This is a genomic window from Burkholderia cepacia ATCC 25416 (assembly GCF_001411495.1).
GTDB lineage: Bacteria > Pseudomonadota > Gammaproteobacteria > Burkholderiales > Burkholderiaceae > Burkholderia > Burkholderia cepacia.
This window is the reverse complement of the sequence record NZ_CP012982.1, coordinates 1-18,576: the sequence shown is the minus strand read 5'-3', so window position 1 is coordinate 18,576 and position 18,576 is coordinate 1. Positions and strand designations below refer to the sequence as shown.

Below are 18,576 nucleotides of genomic sequence, written 5' to 3'. Positions count from 1 at the left end.
CATCGGCGCGGCGGGTTCGATGCGCGTGCAAGCATGTGGGGGCTGCAACGACCGGGCTTGCGAGCGGGCATGACATGCAGGGATTCGTATAAAGATCTCTACATTTCTTTTCGATCCGGACCCAAAGGTCGAGTAGCATGGGGCTTTCGATCACGCCGGCATGGCGCAGCAGATTTTCCCAAGCATGCGATTGATTTCGATGGCCCGTCCCGCAGCGACGCTGTCCCTGGCCGCCAGCTGCCTGATGTTGCACGGCTGCGCGTGGTTCGACTCGTGGCTGCCATTTTCGTATTCACGCACGCCGCTCGCGCGGGCCGCGTCGCGGCACGGCGCGACGCGCGCCGACGTCGTCCGCGCGGCCGGCAACCCGCGCAGCGTCTGGATGGTCCGCAACGGCAGCGGCGTCTGCTACAACTACTTCATCGAGCACGGCAACGATCACCGCGAATACTTCGTCGTGTTCGACAGGGCCGGCATCGTCACGCAACACGGCTTCGATTCGTGCATGAACGCCGATCGCAAGGGCACGCTCCAGCCGGGCAAGGCCGCTTCGCGCTAGCGCGGCGGCCGTGCCCGCCCGCCGTCACGCGATCGTGTCGACCACGCCGCCGTCCACCCGCAACGCGGCGCCCGTCGTCGCCGAAGCCTGCGGCGAGCACACGTAGACCACCAGGTTCGCGACTTCCTCGGGCGTCGCCGGCCGCTGGATGATCGAGCTCGAACGATGGTTGCGCACGAACTCCACGGCCACGTCTTCCACGCTGCGGCCGGTTTCGTCGGCCGTTTCCTTCAGCAGCGCCCGCACGCCGTCCGACATCGTCGGCCCCGGCAGCACCGAGTTGACGGTCACGTTGGTGCCGGCCGCGAGCTTCGCGAGGCCGCGTGCGATCGACAGCTGCGCGGTTTTCGTGAATCCGTAATGAATCATGTCGACCGGGATGTTCAGGCCCGATTCCGACGAAATGAACACGATGCGGCCGGCATTGCGTTCGATCATCCCCTTCAGGTAATGCCGCGCGAGCCGCACGCCGGACATCACGTTCATCTGGAAGTAATGTTCCCACTCGGCGTCGTCGATCTCGAAGAACGCCTTCAGGCCGTAGATGCCCGCATTGTTGACGAGGATGTCGGCCGCGGGCGTGTGCTGCGTGATGCGGGCGACACCCGTGGCATCGGAGAGATCGGCCGCGATGCCGTCGAAGCCCGCGTCGGGGACGGCCGCACGCAGGTGCGCGAGCGCGGACTGCACCGACGCGTCGCTGCGGCCGTTGACGACGACGCGCGCACCGGCGCGCGCGAGCCCTTCGGCAATCGCGAGCCCGATGCCGGCGGTGGAGGCGGTAACGACCGCGGTCTTGCCTTTCAGATCGATATGCATGAGCGTGACGGAAGAGGAGTGAACGAAAACCGCCGCGGGCGCCGCGGCGGACGGAATTCAAAGCTTAGGCGAAACGGCGCAATCCCGTATCGAAGCGTGGCGTTCCGGTTGCGCCGCGCCGCACAGTCTTGTACGGTGGGCGGTCGCCGTCCGAACCGGGAGCCCGCCGCGTGAGCCGTACCGCCAACCGATCCGTCGTACCGTCGCCGTTCTGGCGCGATGCCGCGCTGCCGTTCATCGAGGCGCGCACCGTCGACGACGGCCGCGCGATCTGCTACGCGAAGCACACGCACGACACGTTTTCGGTGGGCGCGATTGTCGGCGGCACGAGCACCTACGTGAACGGCGCGACGCACGAGCACGTCGGGCGCGGCGTGCTGGTGATCATCGACCCGGAACAGGTGCATGCGTGCAATCCGTACGGCCCGGACGCGTGGGCGTACCGGATGGTCTATGTCGACGTGCCGTGGCTCGCGCGGCTGCAGCATTCGCTGGGCCGCGATCCGAACCGCGATTTTCACGGCTTTTCGCCGAAGTTGACCGAACGGCGCGACCTGTTCGCGCAATTTGGCGGTTTCTACCGGACGCTCGTCGCGCCCGGCATCGATCCGCTCGGCAAGGAGAGCGCGGCGGTCGAATTCTTCACGGCGCTGCACGGCGCGCTCGACCGCGAGCTGCCCGGCCCGCGCGCCGGGGACGACAACGCCAAGCTCGCGCGCGCGGCCGACTACATCGCCGCGCATTGCCGCGAGGGCGTCACGCTCGATGCGATCTGCGCGGCCGCCGATTTGTCGCCGTCGTACCTGATCCGCGCGTTCAACGCGCGCTACGGCATGACGCCGCATGCGTTCCTGATCGACCGCCGCGTGCAGTACGGCCGCACGGAGCTGCGCCGCGGCCGGCCGATCGCCGACGTTGCACTCGACGCGGGCTTCGCCGACCAGGCGCATTTCCAGCGCGCGTTCCGGCGGATCGCGGCCGCGACGCCCGGCCAGTACCGCAGCGCGACGAGCTGAACGGCAGCGCGCAGAGCGCGGAGTGCGCTCGCGCCGTCGATACGCCGAAGCGCCTGACCCGCGAGCCGGCCGGCTAGACGTCCAGCAGAAACAGCGCGCTGCCCGCGAGCAGCAGCGCCATCAGCCGGTTGAACACGCGCATCCTCCGCGCGTTCGCGAGCCGGTGCCGCAGCGATGCGCCGGCATATCCCCAGCAAGCGATGGATGCGAAACAGATCACGAGATACAGCGCGGCGAACTGCCAGACCTGCGCGCGGTCGCCGTCGGCCGCGTACGCGCCCATCGCGGCCACGCACGCGAGCCACGCCTTCGGATTCAGCCACTGCATCGCCGCGCCGGACGCCGCCGACGGGCCGGCCACGTCCGGGTCGGCCGACAGCCGGCCGTCGTCGAGGGCGAGCCGCAGCGCCATGTACAGCAGAAACGCGATTCCCGACCACTGCGTGGCGGTCGTCAGCACGGGCCAGCGCGCGAGCGCCGCGTGCAGCCCGAGGCCGATCAGCAGGAACAGCGCGACGAAGCCGAGCGTCGCGCCGGCCGCATACCGCAGGCTTGCGCCGAGACCGTGGCGCGCGCCCGCACTGAGCGCGACGATGTTGACGGGACCGGGTGTGATCGACGACGCCAGCGCGAACGCGGCCATCGAAACCAGCATGCTCATTGAGTGCCTCCATGCGAATGTCAAAGTCGCATCGAGACTAAAGAAGCCGCGCGTGCCGGTATTGAAGAAAACTGCCCTCGGCGGCGCTGTCTGGATTCAGGCAACGCCGAACCGGGCACGGCGCTCACCGGTGCTCGACAGTCGTTGGACGCAGGCGTTGCAACCGAAGGCATCGAGTCTCACGTCACGGATGAGCGGCCGCCGCGAGCGCGTCGAACGCGTCGGCTTCCGGAAGCCGCAGCCACGACTCCGGGCCCGCGTCGATTTCCTCGACCGTCAGCAGGCACGCATCGAGTTCGCGACGCAACCGGTCGTGATCGACCGACTGCCCGATGAACACGATTTCCTGCCGACAATCCCCCGCAGGCTCCTCCCATTTTTTCAGCACGCCATCGCGGCGATAGTCGTCGTGCGGCCAGTCCGACTGCGGGATGAATCGCCACCATCGCCCAACGTAACCCCACTGGAACGCGCCGCCCGTCTGCACGAGCATGGCGATCTCGGGATAGCGGTGCGCAGCCCAGACATAACCCTTGCAGCGAAGCAGTCGGCCGTTGTCCCACGGACGACGCAGCCATGCGAGCAGGCGTGCCGGATGAAACGGCGCACGTTCGCGATAGGTCCACGACGCGATCCCGTACGCATCCGATTCCGAGGGACGTTCGTCGATCTGCATGCGCTGCATCCATCCCGGCGATTCGACGAGCGCCGGCAGATCGAAGCGCCGGGTATCGAGCACGTCTGACGGATCGACCTTGCCGTGCTGCATCGGCAGGATTCGCGCAGATGGATTCAGCGACGCAAGAATCGCGCGCAGCCGGTCGAAACCCGCGTGGCCGATCCGGTCGAGACGGCTCACGAGGATCACGTTCGCGTATTCGACTTGCTCGAGAAGCAGGTCCGACAGCTTGCGCGGCGGACCGGAATTGCCGTCGTTCGCGAGCGCCGCGTCGTGCGCGACCGGTTCGGCCGACGCGATCATGTCCTCGAACGTCTCGCCGTCGACTACCGTGACGAGCGTGTCCAGCCGTGCCAGCTCGCTCAGGCTGAAACCGTCTCGATCGAGAAACGCAAACGTCTCCGCGACCGGCATCGGCTCCGAGATGCCGGTCGACTCGATCAGCAGATAGTCGAAGCGGCGCTGCCGCGCGAGCGTGCTGATCTGCTCCAGCAGATCGGCGCGCAGCGTGCAGCAGATGCAGCCGTTGCTCATCTCGACCAGTTCGTCCTCGCCTCGATGCAGCTCGACGTTGCGCCGCACATCGTCGGCGTCGATGTTCACTTCGCTCATGTCGTTGACGATCACGGCGACCTTCAGTCCCGCGCGATTGCGCAGGATGTGGTTCAGCAACGTCGTCTTCCCGGCGCCGAGGAAGCCGGACAGCACGGTGACCGGAATCCTCGGGCCAGGGGCGGCCGGCGCGCCTTGCTTCCCCGGCGTCGTCATGCGCTCTGCCCGGACGCGCGATCCAGGTAGCCTTCGAACAGGTCGACCACGACGTAGCCGTCGTCGGCGGCGTCGCCCCACAGATCCTTCACGCGGAACTCGACATGGTAGGTCGGCTGACGGGCGGCGCCGGTGTCGCCGTGGCCGATCGCGTCCGGGAAGGGCCACGATTCGGTCGTCCGGTGCAGCACGACGCCTTCTTTGCCGCGAACGTAGCCCGGCGCGCGGATGTGCCCGCTGACGTATTCGTCGCGAACGACGACACGCTCGCCGACCTCGAACCGCGTCGAGTCGGGCGGTGCCGCCCGGCCGCCGGATGTCGGCGGGTTCGCGAGCCGGAAATGCGAACCGAGCGCGCGGTCGAGTTCATCCTGCGTGAGCACGCCGGTTTCGACGAGCAATGTCGCCGTCGCGATCACGTAGCGCTCGTAGTAGCGCGTGCCGACATGCTGGCGTACGTCGATGCGTTCGACCGCGTGACGTACCTCGTCGACGCTGAATTTTTTCAGTTGGTCCACGCCGACGAACATCAGGCTGTACGCGAGATGTTCCCAGTCTTCCTTGAAGACCGGCTTGTAGCCGAGACTGTTGATCGTGTGCGGCACCGGGCCGAAACCCTGGAATCCGCCGAGGTCGTGAAAGCCGTCCATATGTGATCTCCGAGATGAAGGTCGAGAGCGAAACGGGGGGAGTCAGCGCGCGCGCGGCAGCGCCACGCCGATCAGCACGTCCTTCGTGACGAGCGTGCGCAGTTGATCCTCGGTCATGTGCTCGCTGCCGGCCGGCCGCACGGGCAGCACGAGATAGCGGCTTTCGGCGGTCGTATCCCAGACCTTCACGACGACGTCGTCGGGCAGGTCGGTGCCGAGCTCGCGCAGCACCGTGCGGCCCTCGCGGACGAGCCGCGCACGATATTCGAAGCCCTTGTACCACTCGGGCGGCAGCCCGAGCACCGGCCAGTTCGTGCATGAGCACAGGCTGCAGACGATCACGTTCTTCAGCGTGGGCGTGTCTTCGAGCGCGACGATGTACTCGCCCTGCGGGCCGGTGTAGCCGAACTGCGCGCACGCGGCCGTGCCGTCCTTCAGCAGCAGTTCGCGAAACGCCGGGTCGACCCACGCACGCGCGACGATGCGCGCGCCGTTGGCCGGATCCCAGGTCGTGGACATCAGCTCGGTCAGGCCTTCGATATAGCCGTCGGGGATCAGGTTCTTCTCTTTCATCACGCGAAACAGCGCCCAGGCACGTTCGCCGGGCGTCGAGGCTGTTTCCGCGGAAGGGGTCGCGCTCATCGTGGGGTTCCTTGTCGTGGTTCGGGTTGACCGCCGCCATCGCGGTGGTATTGCCGTGGCGGGGCGTGGACGCGTGGTGTCGGTCACGCTCGATGAGCAGGGTAAGAAGAGAAAAAGCGCGGTTCTTTGCCGGCACGGATCGGAAACTGTGCTGAGACGGCCCCGTGGCGCGGCATGGGGCCGATGCGCGCGGATGCACGGAGATGGGCGGCAATCGGCGGGGCGCCCGGGACGAAAACAGCGGCAGCGGCGCACGTTTTGCGACCGCTGCATGACATCGGAGGCGCAGGCCCGCCACAGCCAATTTCTTGTTCCGCCGGAAAACAGAACTGCGGATTTTGCCTTCCTATTCTCATCCTCAAGCGACGGCCGTTCGATGTCGCGAATCGCCGGCATCCCCGATGTAACGGCGGAACAACAGTCGGCCAGCATCCCGCGATTCCACCATCCGGCGACGGTTCCCGTTCGTCGTGCGTCGAGCGTGGCGGTGTCTGCGCAACCAGGTGAGGAGCATGATGGACAACGTCAACAGAATGAAACTGAAGCGAATCGCGCGCTGGATCGGTTTGTCGCTGATCGCCGTCGCATCGCATTACGCGGGCGCGGTCGAGGTCGATCCCGGCGACTATGAGCAGTATCCGGTCGGCGCGACGATCGGCGTGCTGTACTACAACTATTCCGCGACGAACGCCTACTACGCGAACGGCCACCGGACGTCGGATTTCGACCTGCAGTCGAATGTCGGCATCGCCCGCCTGCTGCATGTGTTCCAGCTCACCGACAGGCTCACGATCGATCCGCAGGTGTTGCTGCCGTTCGGTCATATCAGCAGCTTCGGCAGCGCCGGCGCGCTTGGCAGTACGAACGGTGTCGGCGACGTGATCCTGACCGCACCGTTGAAATTCCGCCTGAACGAAGCGAAGGACGTCGTCGCCGCGACGGTCTACGTCTACGCGCCGACCGGGAGCTACGACCAGAACCGCGGTCTCAATCTCGGCGCCAACCGCTGGTCGCTCGATTTCCAGGCAGCCTACGTCAAGCACTTTTCGCCGCAGTGGGCACTCGATCTCGTCGGCGATGCGATCTGGTACGGCAATAACACGTCGTACGGCGCGAGCGGTGCGACGCTGCATCAGCGAATGAGCTACAGCGCACAGGCGATGGTGCGTTACATGCCCGATCCGGGCACGTCGCTCGGGATCGGCATCACGCAGCTCTGGGGCGGTGAAACGAGCGTCGACGGCACGGACAACAACGACGCGCTGCGCACGACGCGCCTGCGGATCACCGCGGCGAAGTTCGTGACGAAGGCCGATCAGGTGCAAATCCAGCTCGGCACCGACCTGAGCGTGCGCAACGGTCCGAAGAACAGTGTGCTCGCCGGCCTGCGTTACGCGCACATCTTCTGACCACCCGCATGCGCCGGGATAAGGCCGGTGCATGTCGCTCCTTCCCCACGTCGATACCCCGACACCCGATTCCCTTTCCAGAGAGGTCATGCATGGAATCCGCCATCGACAAACACCTGGTCTGCCCGCGGACGCTGTCGCGCCGCGTCGCCGATGACTACCAGCCGCCGTTCCCGATGTACGTCGCCCGGGCCGCCGAAGACCTGAGCCAGGTCGTGATGGGCTATTTCGGCGTGCAATACGGCGGCGCCGACAAGCGCGCGGCGGCACTGGCCGCTTTGCGCGGGATCGTCGCCGATTTCGGTGCGCAGGACGGCCCGAACAACTTCGATCTGACGCAACACACCGACGACCAGGGTTACGAGAACCTGATCGCCGTCGGCTACTGGCGCGATCCGGCCGCGTATGCGCGCTGGATTGCGTCGCCTGCACTCGTCGAATGGTGGACCTCCGACGCACGCCTTGCGGACGGCATCGGCTACTTCCGGGAAATCGTCGCGCCGCGCGCCGAGCAGTTCGAGACGCTCTACGCATTCACGAACGATTTCCCCGGCGTCGGCGCGATCATGGACGGCGTCAGCGGCGAGATCGAGGAGCACGGCTACTGGGGATCGATGCGCGACCGGTTCCCGATCTCGCAGACGGACTGGATGCGGGCGGACGGCGAGTTGCGCATCGTCGAGGGCGATCCGGCCCGCGGTGGCCGCGTGGTCGTGCTGGCGCACGACAACATCGCGCTGATTCGCTCCGGCCAGGACTGGCGCGCGGCCGAGCACGACGAGCGCCGACTGTATCTCGAGGAGATCGAGCCGACGCTGCGCAGCGGAATGGACTTCCTGCGCGACAACGGCACGGACGTCGGCTGCTACAGCAACCGCTACGTGCGCTCGATCGATCTCGACGGCAACGTGCTCGACGAGAGCTACAACATCGGCCACTGGCGTTCGCTCGACCGCCTCGAACGATGGGCCGAATCCCATCCGACGCACCTGCGGATCTTCGTCACGTTCTTCCGCGTCGTCACCGGGCTGTCGAAACTGCGGCTGTATCACGAGGTTTCCGTCTTCGACGCGAAGCATCAGGTCTACGAATACGTGAACTGCCATCCGCGCACCGGGATGATGCGCGACGCCGTCGCCATCGCCCGCTGAATCCCGCCGGCACCGCCGGGGCCGGCGGTGCCGCTTACCGAACTGGAGAACGTCGATGGCCATCAAACGCCCGACCCGCGAACAACTGTCCGATATGGCAGCCGGCTTCGGCTTTCATCTCGATTCCCGGCAACTCGCCGAATACGACGATGCCTTGCAGGCGAACTTCGACGCCTACGATGCGATCGACGCGCTGCCCGACTATCTGCCCGTCGTCGCGTATCCGCGCACGCCCGGCTACCGCCCGGAAGGCGACGAGAACCGTTACGGCGCGTGGGCGCGCAAGAGCACGATCCACGGCGCCGCCGACGGCAAGCTGCGCGGCAGGACGGTGGTCGTGAAAGACAACATCTGCGTCGCCGGCGTGCCGATGCGCAATGGCTCGACCACGTTCGAGGGCTACGTGCCCGATGTCGATGCGACCGTCGTCACGCGGGTGCTCGACGCCGGCGGCACGATCGCCGGCAAGTCGACCTGCGAGTACTACTGCTTTTCCGGCGGCTCGCACACGAGCGCGTCGGGGCCGGTGCACAATCCGCGCAAGGCAGGGCACTCGTCCGGCGGCTCGTCGTCGGGCAGCGGCGCGCTGGTTGCGAGCGGCGAGGTCGACATGGCGCTCGGCGGCGACCAGGGCGGCTCGGTGCGGATCCCGTCCGCCTATTGCGGCATCTACGGGATGAAGCCGACGCACGGGCTCGTGCCGTACACCGGCGCGATGCCGATCGAGGCAACCGTCGATCATCTGGGGCCGATGACGGGCAACGTGCTCGACAACGCGCTGCTGCTCGACGTGATCGCGGGCGACGACGGGCTCGATCCGCGCCAACGGACGTTGCCGCCGCGCGCCGACTATCTCGGCGCGATCCGCGACGGCATCGCGGGATTGCGGATCGGCATCCTGCGCGAGGCGTTCGGGCTTGCCAATTCGGAGAAAGTGGTCGACGAGGCCGTGCGGGCCGCCACGCAGCGGTTGCGCAAGCTGGGCGCGCGCGTCGAAGAAGTGTCGGTGCCGCTGCATGCGGCCGGCACCGCGATCTGGCTGCCGATTGCGGCCGAGGGCGCGACGCAGCAGATGATGAAGGGCAACAGCCACGGGTTCAACTGGGGCGGCCTGTATGTGACCGGCATGATCGATCATCACGCGGGCTGGCGCGAGCGCGCCGACGAGTTGCCGGATACCGTGAAGGTGACGATGCTGCTGGGCGAATACTTCACGAGCCGGTATCGCGGGCGTTACTACGCGAAGTGCCAGAACCTCGCGCGACGCTTGCGATCGGCTTACGACGCGGCGCTGCAGTCGTATGACGTATTGCTGATGCCGACCGTACCGATGCGCGCGTCGAAGCTGCCGGAGCCCGGTTGCGCGATGTCCGAGTCGCTGACGCGGGCGTTCGAGATGCTCGCGAATACCGCGCCGTTCGACGTGTCCGGGCATCCGGCAATGTCGCTGCCGTGCGGGGTAGCCGACGATCTGCCGATCGGGCTGCAACTGGTCGGGCGCCGTTTCGACGAGGCGACGCTCTACCGCGTTGCGTATGCGTATGAACAGTCGTCCGACTGGCGTCGGACGACGTGCGCATGACATGCCCGGAGCGGTAGCATGCCGCCGCCGCGCCGCGTGCCGGTTCGACCGGCCACGCGGTGTACGCGGTCATCGATTGGACAATGCGCTTTTGAACGGGCACGCTGTCGGCTGCGTGTTTGCTAACCCATGTGGGGCACGACCATGACGATGCGTCCTTTCCCGCGCGCCGCACGCGGCGACGCGCCCGTTCCGGCGTCCGGCAGCCCGCTGGACGAACGGACGAACGCGGCCATCGAGGTGCCGATCGACGGCTCGGTCAGCCAGCGTATCGAATTCTGGCGCGAGACGATTCTGCGCCTGTTCGCGGACGTGCAGATCGCGGCCGTGCAGAAAGCCGATTTCTTCGGCCGGGTGCGGCAGCGCAAGTGCGAAAAGATGCGAATCTCGGAAATCCACGCGAGCGAGCAGGCCGTGATACGGCGTTATCGCCAGGCGCGCAGCGAGTACGAGGACAAGTATTTCGGGGTCTTGATGCTCGAGGGCAGCCAGTCGGTCGAACAGGACGGCAAGATCGTCACGCTGCATCCCGGGGATTTCGCGATCTACGATGCGACACGGCCTCACCACCTGCAGTTCGGCCAGTCGTGGCGCGAGATCGTCGTCAGCATTCCCCGTGCGACGCTGAACCAGCTCGTCGTCGGGATGGAGCACCGCACGGCGTGCCCGACGCAAACCGGGGACGGCGTCGGCAGCGTCATGCGTGCGTTTCTCGAGCAGATGTCGTCGCAGATCCGCAGTGTGACCGAGGACGAGATGCGGCAGTTGTCGGATACCGCGATCACGCTGATCGCGATGACGCTCGGGGGCATGCAACGCAACGACCTCGCGCAATCGAGGATGAAGGCGTTGACACTGACGCGTGTGAAACGGCATGTGCTCGAGCACCTGCACGATCCGGAGCTGAACCCGATGATGATCGAGCGCTCGATCGGGATTTCGTCGCGGTACATCAACAAGCTCTTCGAGGCCGAGGAGACGTCGCTGATGCGTCACGTGTGGAACCTGCGGCTCGAACGGTGCGCGCAGGATCTCGCGAATCCGCAATGCGCGTCGCTGCGCGTATCGGACGTCGCATTGCGCTGGGGATTCAACGACATGTCGCATTTCAGTCGTGTGTTTCGCGAGCGGTTTGCGATGTCGCCGCGGGCGTGGCGCGAGCAGGGCGGCAAGCCGCGCGCGTAATGCGTCCCGCGCCGCGTTCGTGGCCGGCAAGCGCCGATCGGAGGCGGCCGGACGTCGACAGGCGCAGCCGCCGTCAGTGCAGCGCCCGCGGCGCGTGCGCCGGCCGCGAATCGGTGGAGTCGACCACGCCGGTTGCATCGGTTGCGTCTCCCGCGCGCAGCGGTCCGCCCGCGCAGGGTTCCGTCGACACCGAGAAGCCGAACGTGTTGACGCCGCCCGAACACGCGACGAATACGCTGCCGCCGTGCATCTCGGCGACGGCCTTGACGATCGACAGCCCGAGCCCGTGGTTCTCCTTGCTGTTCGCGCGGGCTTCCTCGAGCCGGTAGAAGCGTTCGAACACGTGCGAGCGCTGCACCGGATCGATCGGCTCGCCGGGGTTCGACACGGCCATCTCGACGAGCGTGTCGCGGCGCGTGATCGTCACGTGCAACGTCGCGCCGGGCGCGGAATGCTGGATCGCATTGATCAGCAGGTTCGTCATCGCACGACGGAACAGCGACGGATCGACGGCCGCGCGCGCGTCGCCGTGCAGTTCGGCGTGCAATTGCGCCTCGTCGAGCGGGATCTCGAGGAAATCGAGCATGCGCCGCACCTCGTCGGCGAGCGACACGTCCTTCAGGTCGGTTGCCCGTTCGCCGCGGTCGCTGCGCGACAGGAACAGCATGTCGTTGATGATCACGCGCAGCCGCTCGAATTCCTCGAGGTTCGACTGCAGCGTCTGCCGCATCCGCTCGACGGTGCGGTCGCGGCTGGTCAGCGCGACCTGGGTCTGGCCGATCAGGATGCTGATCGGCGTGCGCAGTTCGTGCGCGACGTCCGCGTTGAACGCCTCGAGCCGCGCGTAGGTCTGCTGGATGCGATCGAGCGCGCCGTTGAACGACGTGGCGAGGTCGCGCAGCTCGGCCGGCAGTGCGTCGGTGTGCAGCCGCTGGCGGCGGTTCGCGAGGCTGATGGCCGATGCATCCTGCGACAGCCGGTCGAGCGGCGCGAGCCCGAAGCGGGCTACCGCGCGGCTCAGCAGCAGCGTGATGATCGTCGCGATCGCGATCAGCCCGGCGAGCGTCCAGCCGAAGCGGCGCAGCATCCGCTGCGTGCGCTCGCACGAGCTGGCGACGATCAGCCTCAGTGTCGGCCGCTCGCCGTTGCCGGCCACCGTGACGGTCTTGGTCATCACGTCGTAGCTGCTGTCGTTCAGCGCGTAGCGCTGGAATGCGCCGAACGGCGCGCCGACGGGCACGCCGTCGACGGGCTTGCCGAACCGGAAATCCGGATTCGTGCTGTCGACCTGGTAGCGCGTCGAGCCGTCGGGCGGTTCGAGATCGGCGAGCTTTTCCTGCATGAGGCGCCCGCGTTCGGACGTGAGCGCGTGCGACACGATCATCTCGGCGACCTTGGTGCGCGTATCGAGCGTCGCGCGCAGCTCGGCGAACAGCTGGCGCTCCATCATCACGAACAGCCCGCAGCCCACCAGCGTGAACACGAGCAGCGACACGATGCCGAACATCGCCGACAGCCGCAGGACGATCGAGCGTTTCATGCCGGCCTCTCGGTATCGCCGTCCTCGCGCGCCTCGAGCACGTAGCCCATGCCGCGGATCGTATGCAGCAGCTTGTCCGCGAACGGGCCGTCGAGTTTCGCGCGCAACCGCTTGATCGCCGTTTCGACGACGTTCGCGTTGCTGTCGAAGTTCACGTCCCACACGAGTTCGGCGATGGTCGTCTTCGACAGCACCTCGCCGCTGCGCCGCGCGAGCACGCCGAGCAGCTGGAATTCCTGTGCGGTCAGGTCGAGCCGCGTGCCGTCGCGGGTCGCGCGGCGGCCGATCAGGTCGACCCGCAGGTCGCCGATCGAGATCAGCGTCGATTCCTGCACGCGCGCGCGGCGCGTCAGCGCGCGCAGCCGTTCGATCAGCTCGAGGAACGAGAACGGCTTGGTCAGGTAGTCGTCGGCACCGCCGCGCAAGCCCCGCACGCGGTCGTCGACGCGGTCGCGCGCGGTCAGCATGATGACGGGCGTCTGCTTCTGCGCGCGCAACGCACGCAGCACGCCGAAGCCGTCGAGCTTCGGCAGCATCACGTCGAGCACGACCACGTCGTAGTCGAATTCGACGGCTTTCCACGCGCCGTCCTCGCCGTCGAGCGCGGTATCGACGACCCAGCCTTCCTCGGTCAGGCCGCTCTTCAGGTACTCGACGACTTTCGGTTCGTCTTCGACGATCAGGACTTTCATGTTCGAATCCGTTGTCCGCGTAATCCGGTTAAGGGCCCGGGGGCGCTGGCGCCGGTGCCGGGGCTGCGGCGACCTCGGCCGGCGCCGGGCCGCTTGCCGCCTGGCCGTCCCAGCCGCCGCCGAGCGCCTTCGCGAGAAACACGACGAGCGCCGCGCGCTGGCCCTGGATCTGCACGGCCTGCCGTTCGCTCGTCAGCAACTGCTGCTCGGCTGTCAGCACGTCGATGAACGGCGTCAGGCCGCCCGCGTAGCGATCCTGCGCGAGCGACACGAGCTTGCGCGCGTCGTCGACGGCCGCGGAGGCCTGCTGCGCGGCCTCCGCGAGCACCGACAACCCGGTGACCGCATTCTGCACCTCCTGGAACGCGGTGAGCACGGTCTGCCGGTAATTGGCCTGCGCGGCGACATAGCCGGCCTGCGCGAAATCGACGCCGGCCTTCAGCTTGCCGCCTTCGAACAGCGGCTGGCTGAGCGACCCGCCGACCGACCACAGCAACGCCGGGACGGTGAACAGGCCGGCGAAGCGCGTCGCGTCCCAGCCGATGTCGGGCGACAGCGTGATGCGCGGGAAATACGCGGCGCGCGCGACGCCGATCTGCGCATTCGCGGCGGCCATCGCGCGCTCGGCCGACGCGACGTCGGGGCGCCGCTGCAGCACGTCGCTCGGCAGGCCGGTCGGCAGCGCGGGCGCATTGATCGGCACGACGCGCGGCGCGATCGAGAAGGTGGGGGCCGGCGTGCCGACCAGTGTCGCGATCGCGGTTTCGACCTGCACGCGCTGCTGGAGCAGCAGCTGCGCCTGGGTGCGCGTCGCGTCGAGCTGCGCGCGCTGCTGCAGCAGGTCGAGGCCCGACACCGCGCCGAGGTCGTGCCGCGCGCTCACGTAGTCGAGCGCCTTCTGCTGCAGGTCGATCGAGCGCTTGACGACGTCGATCTCGGTGTCGAATTCGCGCAGCGCGAAATAGCTCGACGCGAGATCGGCGGTCAGCACCAGGCGCGCGTTCGCGAAATCGTCGCGCGCCTGTTCGGTGGTGGCCTGCGCCGATTCGACGCTGCGCCGCACGCGGCCGAACAGGTCGAGCTCGTAGCTGACGCTCGCGCCGACCTGGACGTCGTTCTGCACGGTCGACGCGCTCTGCGTCGCGTAGTTGGTCTGCGGCCGGTCGGCCGAGATCTTGAAGCGCTGGCCGCTCGCGTTCAGGCCGACGGCCGGATACTGCGCCGAGGCGACCGACGCGAGCGTCGCCTTCGCCTGGTCGTAGCGCGCGGCGACGGCCTTCAGGTTCTGGTTGTTGCGCAGCGCTTCGGCTTCCAGCGCGTCGAGCTGCGGATCGCCGAACGCGGTCCACCATGCCGGGTCGAGCGGCGCGCGGGCCGGCGCGGCCGGGTGCCAGTACCCATCGGCCGGATCGAGCCGCCACGCGGCCGGCGTGGCGACGTCGGGCCGCCGGTAGTCGGGGCCGACCGTGCAGCCGGCGAGGGCGGCGGCGAGCGCAACGGCGGTGGCGGAGACGGCGGCGGGCCGCCGGCGGATGCGCATCGCGATCACGACTTCGCCTCCGCGGCGCTCGATGCCGGCTTCGCGGCCGGCACCGAGACGATCACCTGATCGCCGTTGGCGAGGGCGTCGCTCGGGTTCGTGACGAGACGGTCGTTCGGCGTGAGCGGGCCGTCGACTTCGAGCGTCTGCCCGATCGTGCGTACGACCGTCACCTGTTTCAGGCGCACCTGGCCGTTCGCATCGACCGTCGCGACCGTCGGGCCTTCGGCGCGGAACAGCAACGTATTGGCCGGCACCTGCAGGCGGCCGACCGGCGTCATCGGCAACGTGGCCTGCACGTAGGCGCCGGGCAGCAGCCGCCCGTCCGGGTTCGGCAGCGTGATCTCGATCTGCAGCGAGCGCGTCGCGACGTCGATCGCCTCGGACGTGCGCGTGATCGTCCCGTCGAACGTCCGGCCCGGCAGCTCGGCCTGCGCGACGCTCACGTGCTGGCCGACCTTCACCTGCTGCGCGTACGCCTGCGGCACCTGCACGTAGAGGCGCAGCCGGTCGGCCTGCACGACCGTGAACAGCGAACGCCCCGCGTTGCCGGAGCTGACGAGATCGCCGACGTCGACGTTGCGCTGCGTGACGATCCCGTCGATCGGCGCGACGATCCGCTGGAAGCCTTTCAGCTCGGTGAGGCGGCGCATGTTCGCGTCGGCCGCGGCGAGGTTCGCGGTGCCCTGGTTGAACGCGCCTTGCCGGTCGTCGAGTTCCTGCTGCGAGACGGCATCGCGCTGGCGCAACTGCTGCGCGCGGTCGAACGACGTCTTCGCGAGCGCGAGTGCGGCTTGCGCCTGCTGGCGCTGCGCGGTGGCCTGCGCGAGTTCCTGGTTCAGCTCGGGCGTGTCGAGTTCGGCGAGCACCTGGCCCTGCTTCACGTGCGCGCCGATGTCGGCCTGCCAGCGCAGCACGTAGCCGCTCGCGCGTGCATAGATCGGCGCCTCGACGAAGCCGCGCAGCGTGCCGGGCAGCGACAGCTTGCCGCCGGTGGCCGCATCGACCGGATGCGCGATGGTCACGTACTGGCGCGTGTTCTGCTCGGCGACCGTGTCGAGCCGGTTGCGGTTCAGCACGTTGACGACGATCGTGCGCGCGGCGCCGGCGGCCAGCAGCACGCCGATCACGATCAGGACGATGCGTCCGCGTCGCGACACCGACGTGCGTGTCGGCAGGTGCATGCCGTGTTCGTCCACCTGGATGCCGACGGCGCTGTGATGTTTCTCTTCCATGAATTCAACCAATTCAACCGGGTAGTGGGACGAAAGGGGACGAAAGTCAGTGTCCGGCCTGGCGCGCGCGCCGGCGGGCCAGCCGCGCATGCACGCCGCCGAACACGAGCGGCACGAACAGCAGCGTCGAAACGGTCGCGAACAGCAGCCCGCCGATCACCGCGCGGCCCAGCGGCGCGTTCTGCTCGGCGCCTTCGCCGAGACCGAGCGCCATCGGCACCATCCCGATGATCATCGCGAGCGCCGTCATCAGCACCGGCCGGATCCGTGTCGCGCCGGCCTCCAGCGCGGCCGTGAGCGGCGGCGCGCCGGCTTCGAGACGCTGGCGCGCGAACGACACGACCAGGATGCTGTTCGCGGTCGCGACGCCCACCGTCATGATCGCGCCCGTCAGCGCGGGCACGCTCAGGTGCGTGCCGGTGATGAACAGCATCCACACGATGCCGGCGAGCGCGGCCGGCATCGCGCTGATGATGATCAGCGGGTCGAGCCACGACTGGAAATTGACGACGATCAGCAGGTAGACGAGCACGATCGCCATCGCGACGCCCGCGCCGAGGCCGAGGTACGACGTGCGCATCGTCTCGATCTGGCCGCGCATCGTCAGCTCGGTGCCGCGCGGCAGCGTCGCGCGCGCGTCCGACACGATGCGGTCGATCTCGCCCGCGACCGCGCCGAGGTCGCGGCCCTCGACGCTCACGTACACGTCGATCGCCGGGCGGATGTTGTAGTGCGTGATCACGGCCGGGTTCGCGGTGCTGCGCACCTGCACGAGGTTGCCGAGCAGTTGCAGCGGCATGCCCGTGCGGCCGCTCGCCGAAATCGGCGTGCCGAGCAGGTCGTCGACCGACGAGATGCTGTATTGCGGGGTCTGGATCTGCAGCGGGTACTGGACGCCGGTGCGCGGGTTGATCCAGAACGACGGCGTCGTCTGCGAGCTGCCGGACAGGGAGATCAGCATGTTCTGCGCGACGTTCTGCGCGGAGAGATTGAGCTGCTGCATGCGCGTACGGTCCATGTCGGCCAGCAGGGTCGGCTCGTCGTTGCGTTGCAGCACGTGCACGTCGACGGCGCCGGGGATTTGCCTGAACTTTTTCATCAGGCTGCTCGCGATAGTCATGTTACTCGCGAGATCGTTGCCGAGCACCTGCAGGTCGATCGCGGCCGGTTGGCCGAAGTTGAGGATCTGCGTGATGATGTCCGACGGCTGGAAGAAGAACTCGACGCCCGGGAAGCGCTCGGGCAGCACCGTGCGCAGTGCCTGCACGTAGTGCTGGGTCGCGCGGTGGCCGGGCTTCAGCGCGATCAGCAGCTCGCCGTCGAGCGTGCCGATCGTGCCGGCGTTGCTGTACGACAGGTTGATGCCGCTCACCGGCAGGCCGAGGTTGTCGACGATCGCGCCGAGCTCGTCGGGCGGCACGGTTGCGCGGATCACGCGCTCGACCTGGTCGGCGAGGCGCGCGGTTTCCTCGATCCGGTAGCCGGTCGGCGCGCGCATGTGCAGGCGGATGTTGCCCGAATCGGCGTTCGGGAAGAAGTCGCGGCCGAGCACGAATACGAGGCCGGTCGACAGCACGCAGAAGCCGAGGAAGCACGTCGCGTAGAAGCGGCGGCGCACCAGCAGGATGCTGAGCAGCACGATGTACCACGCGCGCAGCCGCTCGAACGCTTCGTTGAACGCGTGATGGATGCGTGCGAAGCGCGACGTCGAACGATCCGGGCCGGCGCTCGCCTGCTGCGGGCGGAACAGCAGCATCGCGAGCGTCGGCACCAGCGTGCGCGACAGCACGTACGACGCGAGCATCGCGAACACGACGGCTTCCGCGAGCGGCACGAACAGGAAACGCGCGACGCCCGTGAGGAAGAACATCGGCACGAACACGATGCAGATGCACAGCGTCGACACGAACGCGGGCACCGCGATCTCGCCGGCGCCTTCGAGGATCGCGTCATGCAGGTTCGTACTGAACGACGACCCCCACGCTCCCTCCGGTCGCTGCCCCCCGAGGGGGGCGCTCGGCACGCTTGGGGCGGCCCGGCGCGTGCCGAGATGCAGGTGCCGCTCGATGTTCTCGATCGTCACCGTCGCATCGTCGACCAGGATCCCGACCGCGAGCGCGAGCCCGCCGAGCGTCATGATGTTGATGGTCTCGCCGAGCGCGGACAGCGCGATCAGCGACGTGAAGATCGACCAGCGGAATCGAGATCGCAATGATCAGCGTGCTGCGCCAGTTGCCGAGGAACAGCAGGATCATCATCGCGGTCAGCACGGCGGCGATCAGCGCTTCGTGGATCACGCCCTGGACGGCCGCGTCGACGAACACCGACTGGTCGAACAGCGGCGTGATCGTGAGCCCTTCGGGTAGTGTCGGGATCACCTTCGGCAGCAGCGCCTTCAGGTCCGACACGACCTTGGAGCGTCGACGCGTCGCCGCTTTTCAGGATCGA

General features: G+C 67.7%; 15 protein-coding genes and 1 pseudogene. 6 read left to right on the top strand and 10 right to left on the bottom strand.

All coding sequences use genetic code 11. The features are described 5' to 3' along the window. The first annotated feature begins 184 nt into the window (after window positions 1–184). Window positions 185–559 carry a hypothetical protein gene (locus APZ15_RS17580; protein WP_049097651.1) on the top strand — a complete coding sequence of 125 codons (375 nt, stop codon included), beginning with the start codon at window positions 185–187 and terminating at the stop codon, window positions 557–559. A 24-nt stretch (window positions 560–583) separates the two neighbouring features. On the opposite strand, the gene APZ15_RS17575 is transcribed toward APZ15_RS17580, so the two are convergent. Then, entirely contained in the window at window positions 584–1,378 is a 795-nt protein-coding gene (locus tag APZ15_RS17575; protein ID WP_027791480.1) for an SDR family NAD(P)-dependent oxidoreductase, read from the bottom strand. 170 nt (window positions 1,379–1,548) lie between these two features. Between APZ15_RS17575 and APZ15_RS17570 the strand changes: the two genes are divergently transcribed. Beyond that, window positions 1,549–2,394 (top strand): helix-turn-helix transcriptional regulator, encoded by an 846-nt coding sequence (locus tag APZ15_RS17570; RefSeq protein ID WP_027791481.1) that lies wholly within the window; start codon window positions 1,549–1,551, stop codon window positions 2,392–2,394. Window positions 2,395–2,467: 73 nt separating this feature from the next. On the opposite strand, the gene APZ15_RS17565 is transcribed toward APZ15_RS17570, so the two are convergent. The 4 genes from APZ15_RS17565 to nthA all read right to left on the bottom strand — a co-directional run bounded on the left by APZ15_RS17565 (window position 2,468) and on the right by nthA (window position 5,794). Continuing rightward, complete coding sequence (locus APZ15_RS17565; RefSeq protein WP_012338243.1) at window positions 2,468–3,055, bottom strand: LysE family translocator; 588 nt, start codon at window positions 3,053–3,055, stop codon at window positions 2,468–2,470. Window positions 3,056–3,239: 184 nt separating this feature from the next. Then, window positions 3,240–4,502 (bottom strand): GTP-binding protein, encoded by a 1,263-nt coding sequence (locus tag APZ15_RS17560; RefSeq protein ID WP_051363313.1) that lies wholly within the window; start codon window positions 4,500–4,502, stop codon window positions 3,240–3,242. Next, window positions 4,499–5,152 carry a nitrile hydratase subunit beta gene (gene nthB, locus APZ15_RS17555; protein ID WP_027791483.1) on the bottom strand — a complete coding sequence of 218 codons (654 nt, stop codon included), beginning with the start codon at window positions 5,150–5,152 and terminating at the stop codon, window positions 4,499–4,501. The genes APZ15_RS17560 and nthB overlap by 4 nt, the downstream gene beginning before the upstream one ends. A gap of 42 nt (window positions 5,153–5,194) precedes the next feature. After that, window positions 5,195–5,794: a nitrile hydratase subunit alpha gene (gene nthA / locus APZ15_RS17550; RefSeq protein WP_027791484.1), complete on the bottom strand. Its 600-nt coding sequence runs from the start codon at window positions 5,792–5,794 to the stop codon at window positions 5,195–5,197. 512 nt (window positions 5,795–6,306) lie between these two features. Here nthA and APZ15_RS17545 point away from each other — a divergent pair. The 4 genes from APZ15_RS17545 to APZ15_RS17530 all read left to right on the top strand — a co-directional run bounded on the left by APZ15_RS17545 (window position 6,307) and on the right by APZ15_RS17530 (window position 11,121). Then, on the top strand, window positions 6,307–7,203 hold the full coding sequence (locus APZ15_RS17545) for a transporter (protein WP_034196046.1): 897 nt from the start codon (window positions 6,307–6,309) through the stop codon (window positions 7,201–7,203). Between the two features lie 92 nt (window positions 7,204–7,295). Next, window positions 7,296–8,354, top strand: coding sequence for an aliphatic aldoxime dehydratase (gene oxdA, locus APZ15_RS17540; RefSeq protein WP_027791486.1), 1,059 nt, complete (start codon window positions 7,296–7,298; stop codon window positions 8,352–8,354). A 55-nt stretch (window positions 8,355–8,409) separates the two neighbouring features. Continuing rightward, window positions 8,410–9,936 (top strand): amidase, encoded by a 1,527-nt coding sequence (locus APZ15_RS17535; protein ID WP_027791487.1) that lies wholly within the window; start codon window positions 8,410–8,412, stop codon window positions 9,934–9,936. A 144-nt stretch (window positions 9,937–10,080) separates the two neighbouring features. Next, complete coding sequence (locus APZ15_RS17530; protein ID WP_027791488.1) at window positions 10,081–11,121, top strand: AraC-like ligand-binding domain-containing protein; 1,041 nt, start codon at window positions 10,081–10,083, stop codon at window positions 11,119–11,121. Window positions 11,122–11,194: 73 nt separating this feature from the next. Here APZ15_RS17530 and APZ15_RS17525 read toward each other — a convergent pair whose 3' ends face one another. The 5 genes and pseudogenes from APZ15_RS17525 to APZ15_RS17505 all read right to left on the bottom strand — a co-directional run. Next, window positions 11,195–12,661 carry a heavy metal sensor histidine kinase gene (locus APZ15_RS17525; RefSeq protein WP_027791489.1) on the bottom strand — a complete coding sequence of 489 codons (1,467 nt, stop codon included), beginning with the start codon at window positions 12,659–12,661 and terminating at the stop codon, window positions 11,195–11,197. After that, window positions 12,658–13,353, bottom strand: coding sequence for a heavy metal response regulator transcription factor (locus tag APZ15_RS17520; RefSeq protein ID WP_021159240.1), 696 nt, complete (start codon window positions 13,351–13,353; stop codon window positions 12,658–12,660). Before APZ15_RS17520 ends, APZ15_RS17525 begins: the two co-directional genes overlap by 4 nt. A 28-nt stretch (window positions 13,354–13,381) precedes the next feature. Further along, the gene (locus tag APZ15_RS17515; RefSeq protein ID WP_080981945.1) at window positions 13,382–14,893 is read right to left on the bottom strand and encodes an efflux transporter outer membrane subunit; all 1,512 of its coding nucleotides are present in this window, start codon (window positions 14,891–14,893) and stop codon (window positions 13,382–13,384) included. A gap of 5 nt (window positions 14,894–14,898) precedes the next feature. Continuing rightward, a complete protein-coding gene (locus APZ15_RS17510) occupies window positions 14,899–16,128 on the bottom strand; it encodes an efflux RND transporter periplasmic adaptor subunit (protein WP_027791491.1) in 1,230 nt (409 codons plus the stop codon). Window positions 16,129–16,174: 46 nt separating this feature from the next. Then, a pseudogene (locus APZ15_RS17505) lies at window positions 16,175–18,576 on the bottom strand (efflux RND transporter permease subunit); the annotation flags it as partial.

Excerpts from the sequence above, each read along its gene's own strand:
- APZ15_RS17580 (WP_049097651.1), top strand. The coding sequence starts at position 185 with ATGCGATTGATTTCGATGGCCCGTCCCGCAGCGACGCTGTCCCTGGCC.
- APZ15_RS17575 (WP_027791480.1), bottom strand. The coding sequence starts at position 1,378 with ATGCATATCGATCTGAAAGGCAAGACCGCGGTCGTTACCGCCTCCACC.
- APZ15_RS17565 (WP_012338243.1), bottom strand. The coding sequence starts at position 3,055 with ATGAGCATGCTGGTTTCGATGGCCGCGTTCGCGCTGGCGTCGTCGATC.
- APZ15_RS17560 (WP_051363313.1), bottom strand. The coding sequence starts at position 4,502 with ATGACGACGCCGGGGAAGCAAGGCGCGCCGGCCGCCCCTGGCCCGAGG.
- nthB (WP_027791483.1), bottom strand. The coding sequence starts at position 5,152 with ATGGACGGCTTTCACGACCTCGGCGGATTCCAGGGTTTCGGCCCGGTG.
- nthA (WP_027791484.1), bottom strand. The coding sequence starts at position 5,794 with ATGAGCGCGACCCCTTCCGCGGAAACAGCCTCGACGCCCGGCGAACGT.
- APZ15_RS17545 (WP_034196046.1), top strand. The coding sequence starts at position 6,307 with ATGATGGACAACGTCAACAGAATGAAACTGAAGCGAATCGCGCGCTGG.
- oxdA (WP_027791486.1), top strand. The coding sequence starts at position 7,296 with ATGGAATCCGCCATCGACAAACACCTGGTCTGCCCGCGGACGCTGTCG.
- APZ15_RS17535 (WP_027791487.1), top strand. The coding sequence starts at position 8,410 with ATGGCCATCAAACGCCCGACCCGCGAACAACTGTCCGATATGGCAGCC.
- APZ15_RS17530 (WP_027791488.1), top strand. The coding sequence starts at position 10,081 with ATGACGATGCGTCCTTTCCCGCGCGCCGCACGCGGCGACGCGCCCGTT.
- APZ15_RS17525 (WP_027791489.1), bottom strand. The coding sequence starts at position 12,661 with ATGAAACGCTCGATCGTCCTGCGGCTGTCGGCGATGTTCGGCATCGTG.
- APZ15_RS17520 (WP_021159240.1), bottom strand. The coding sequence starts at position 13,353 with ATGAAAGTCCTGATCGTCGAAGACGAACCGAAAGTCGTCGAGTACCTG.
- APZ15_RS17515 (WP_080981945.1), bottom strand. The coding sequence starts at position 14,893 with ATGCGCATCCGCCGGCGGCCCGCCGCCGTCTCCGCCACCGCCGTTGCG.
- APZ15_RS17510 (WP_027791491.1), bottom strand. The coding sequence starts at position 16,128 with ATGGAAGAGAAACATCACAGCGCCGTCGGCATCCAGGTGGACGAACAC.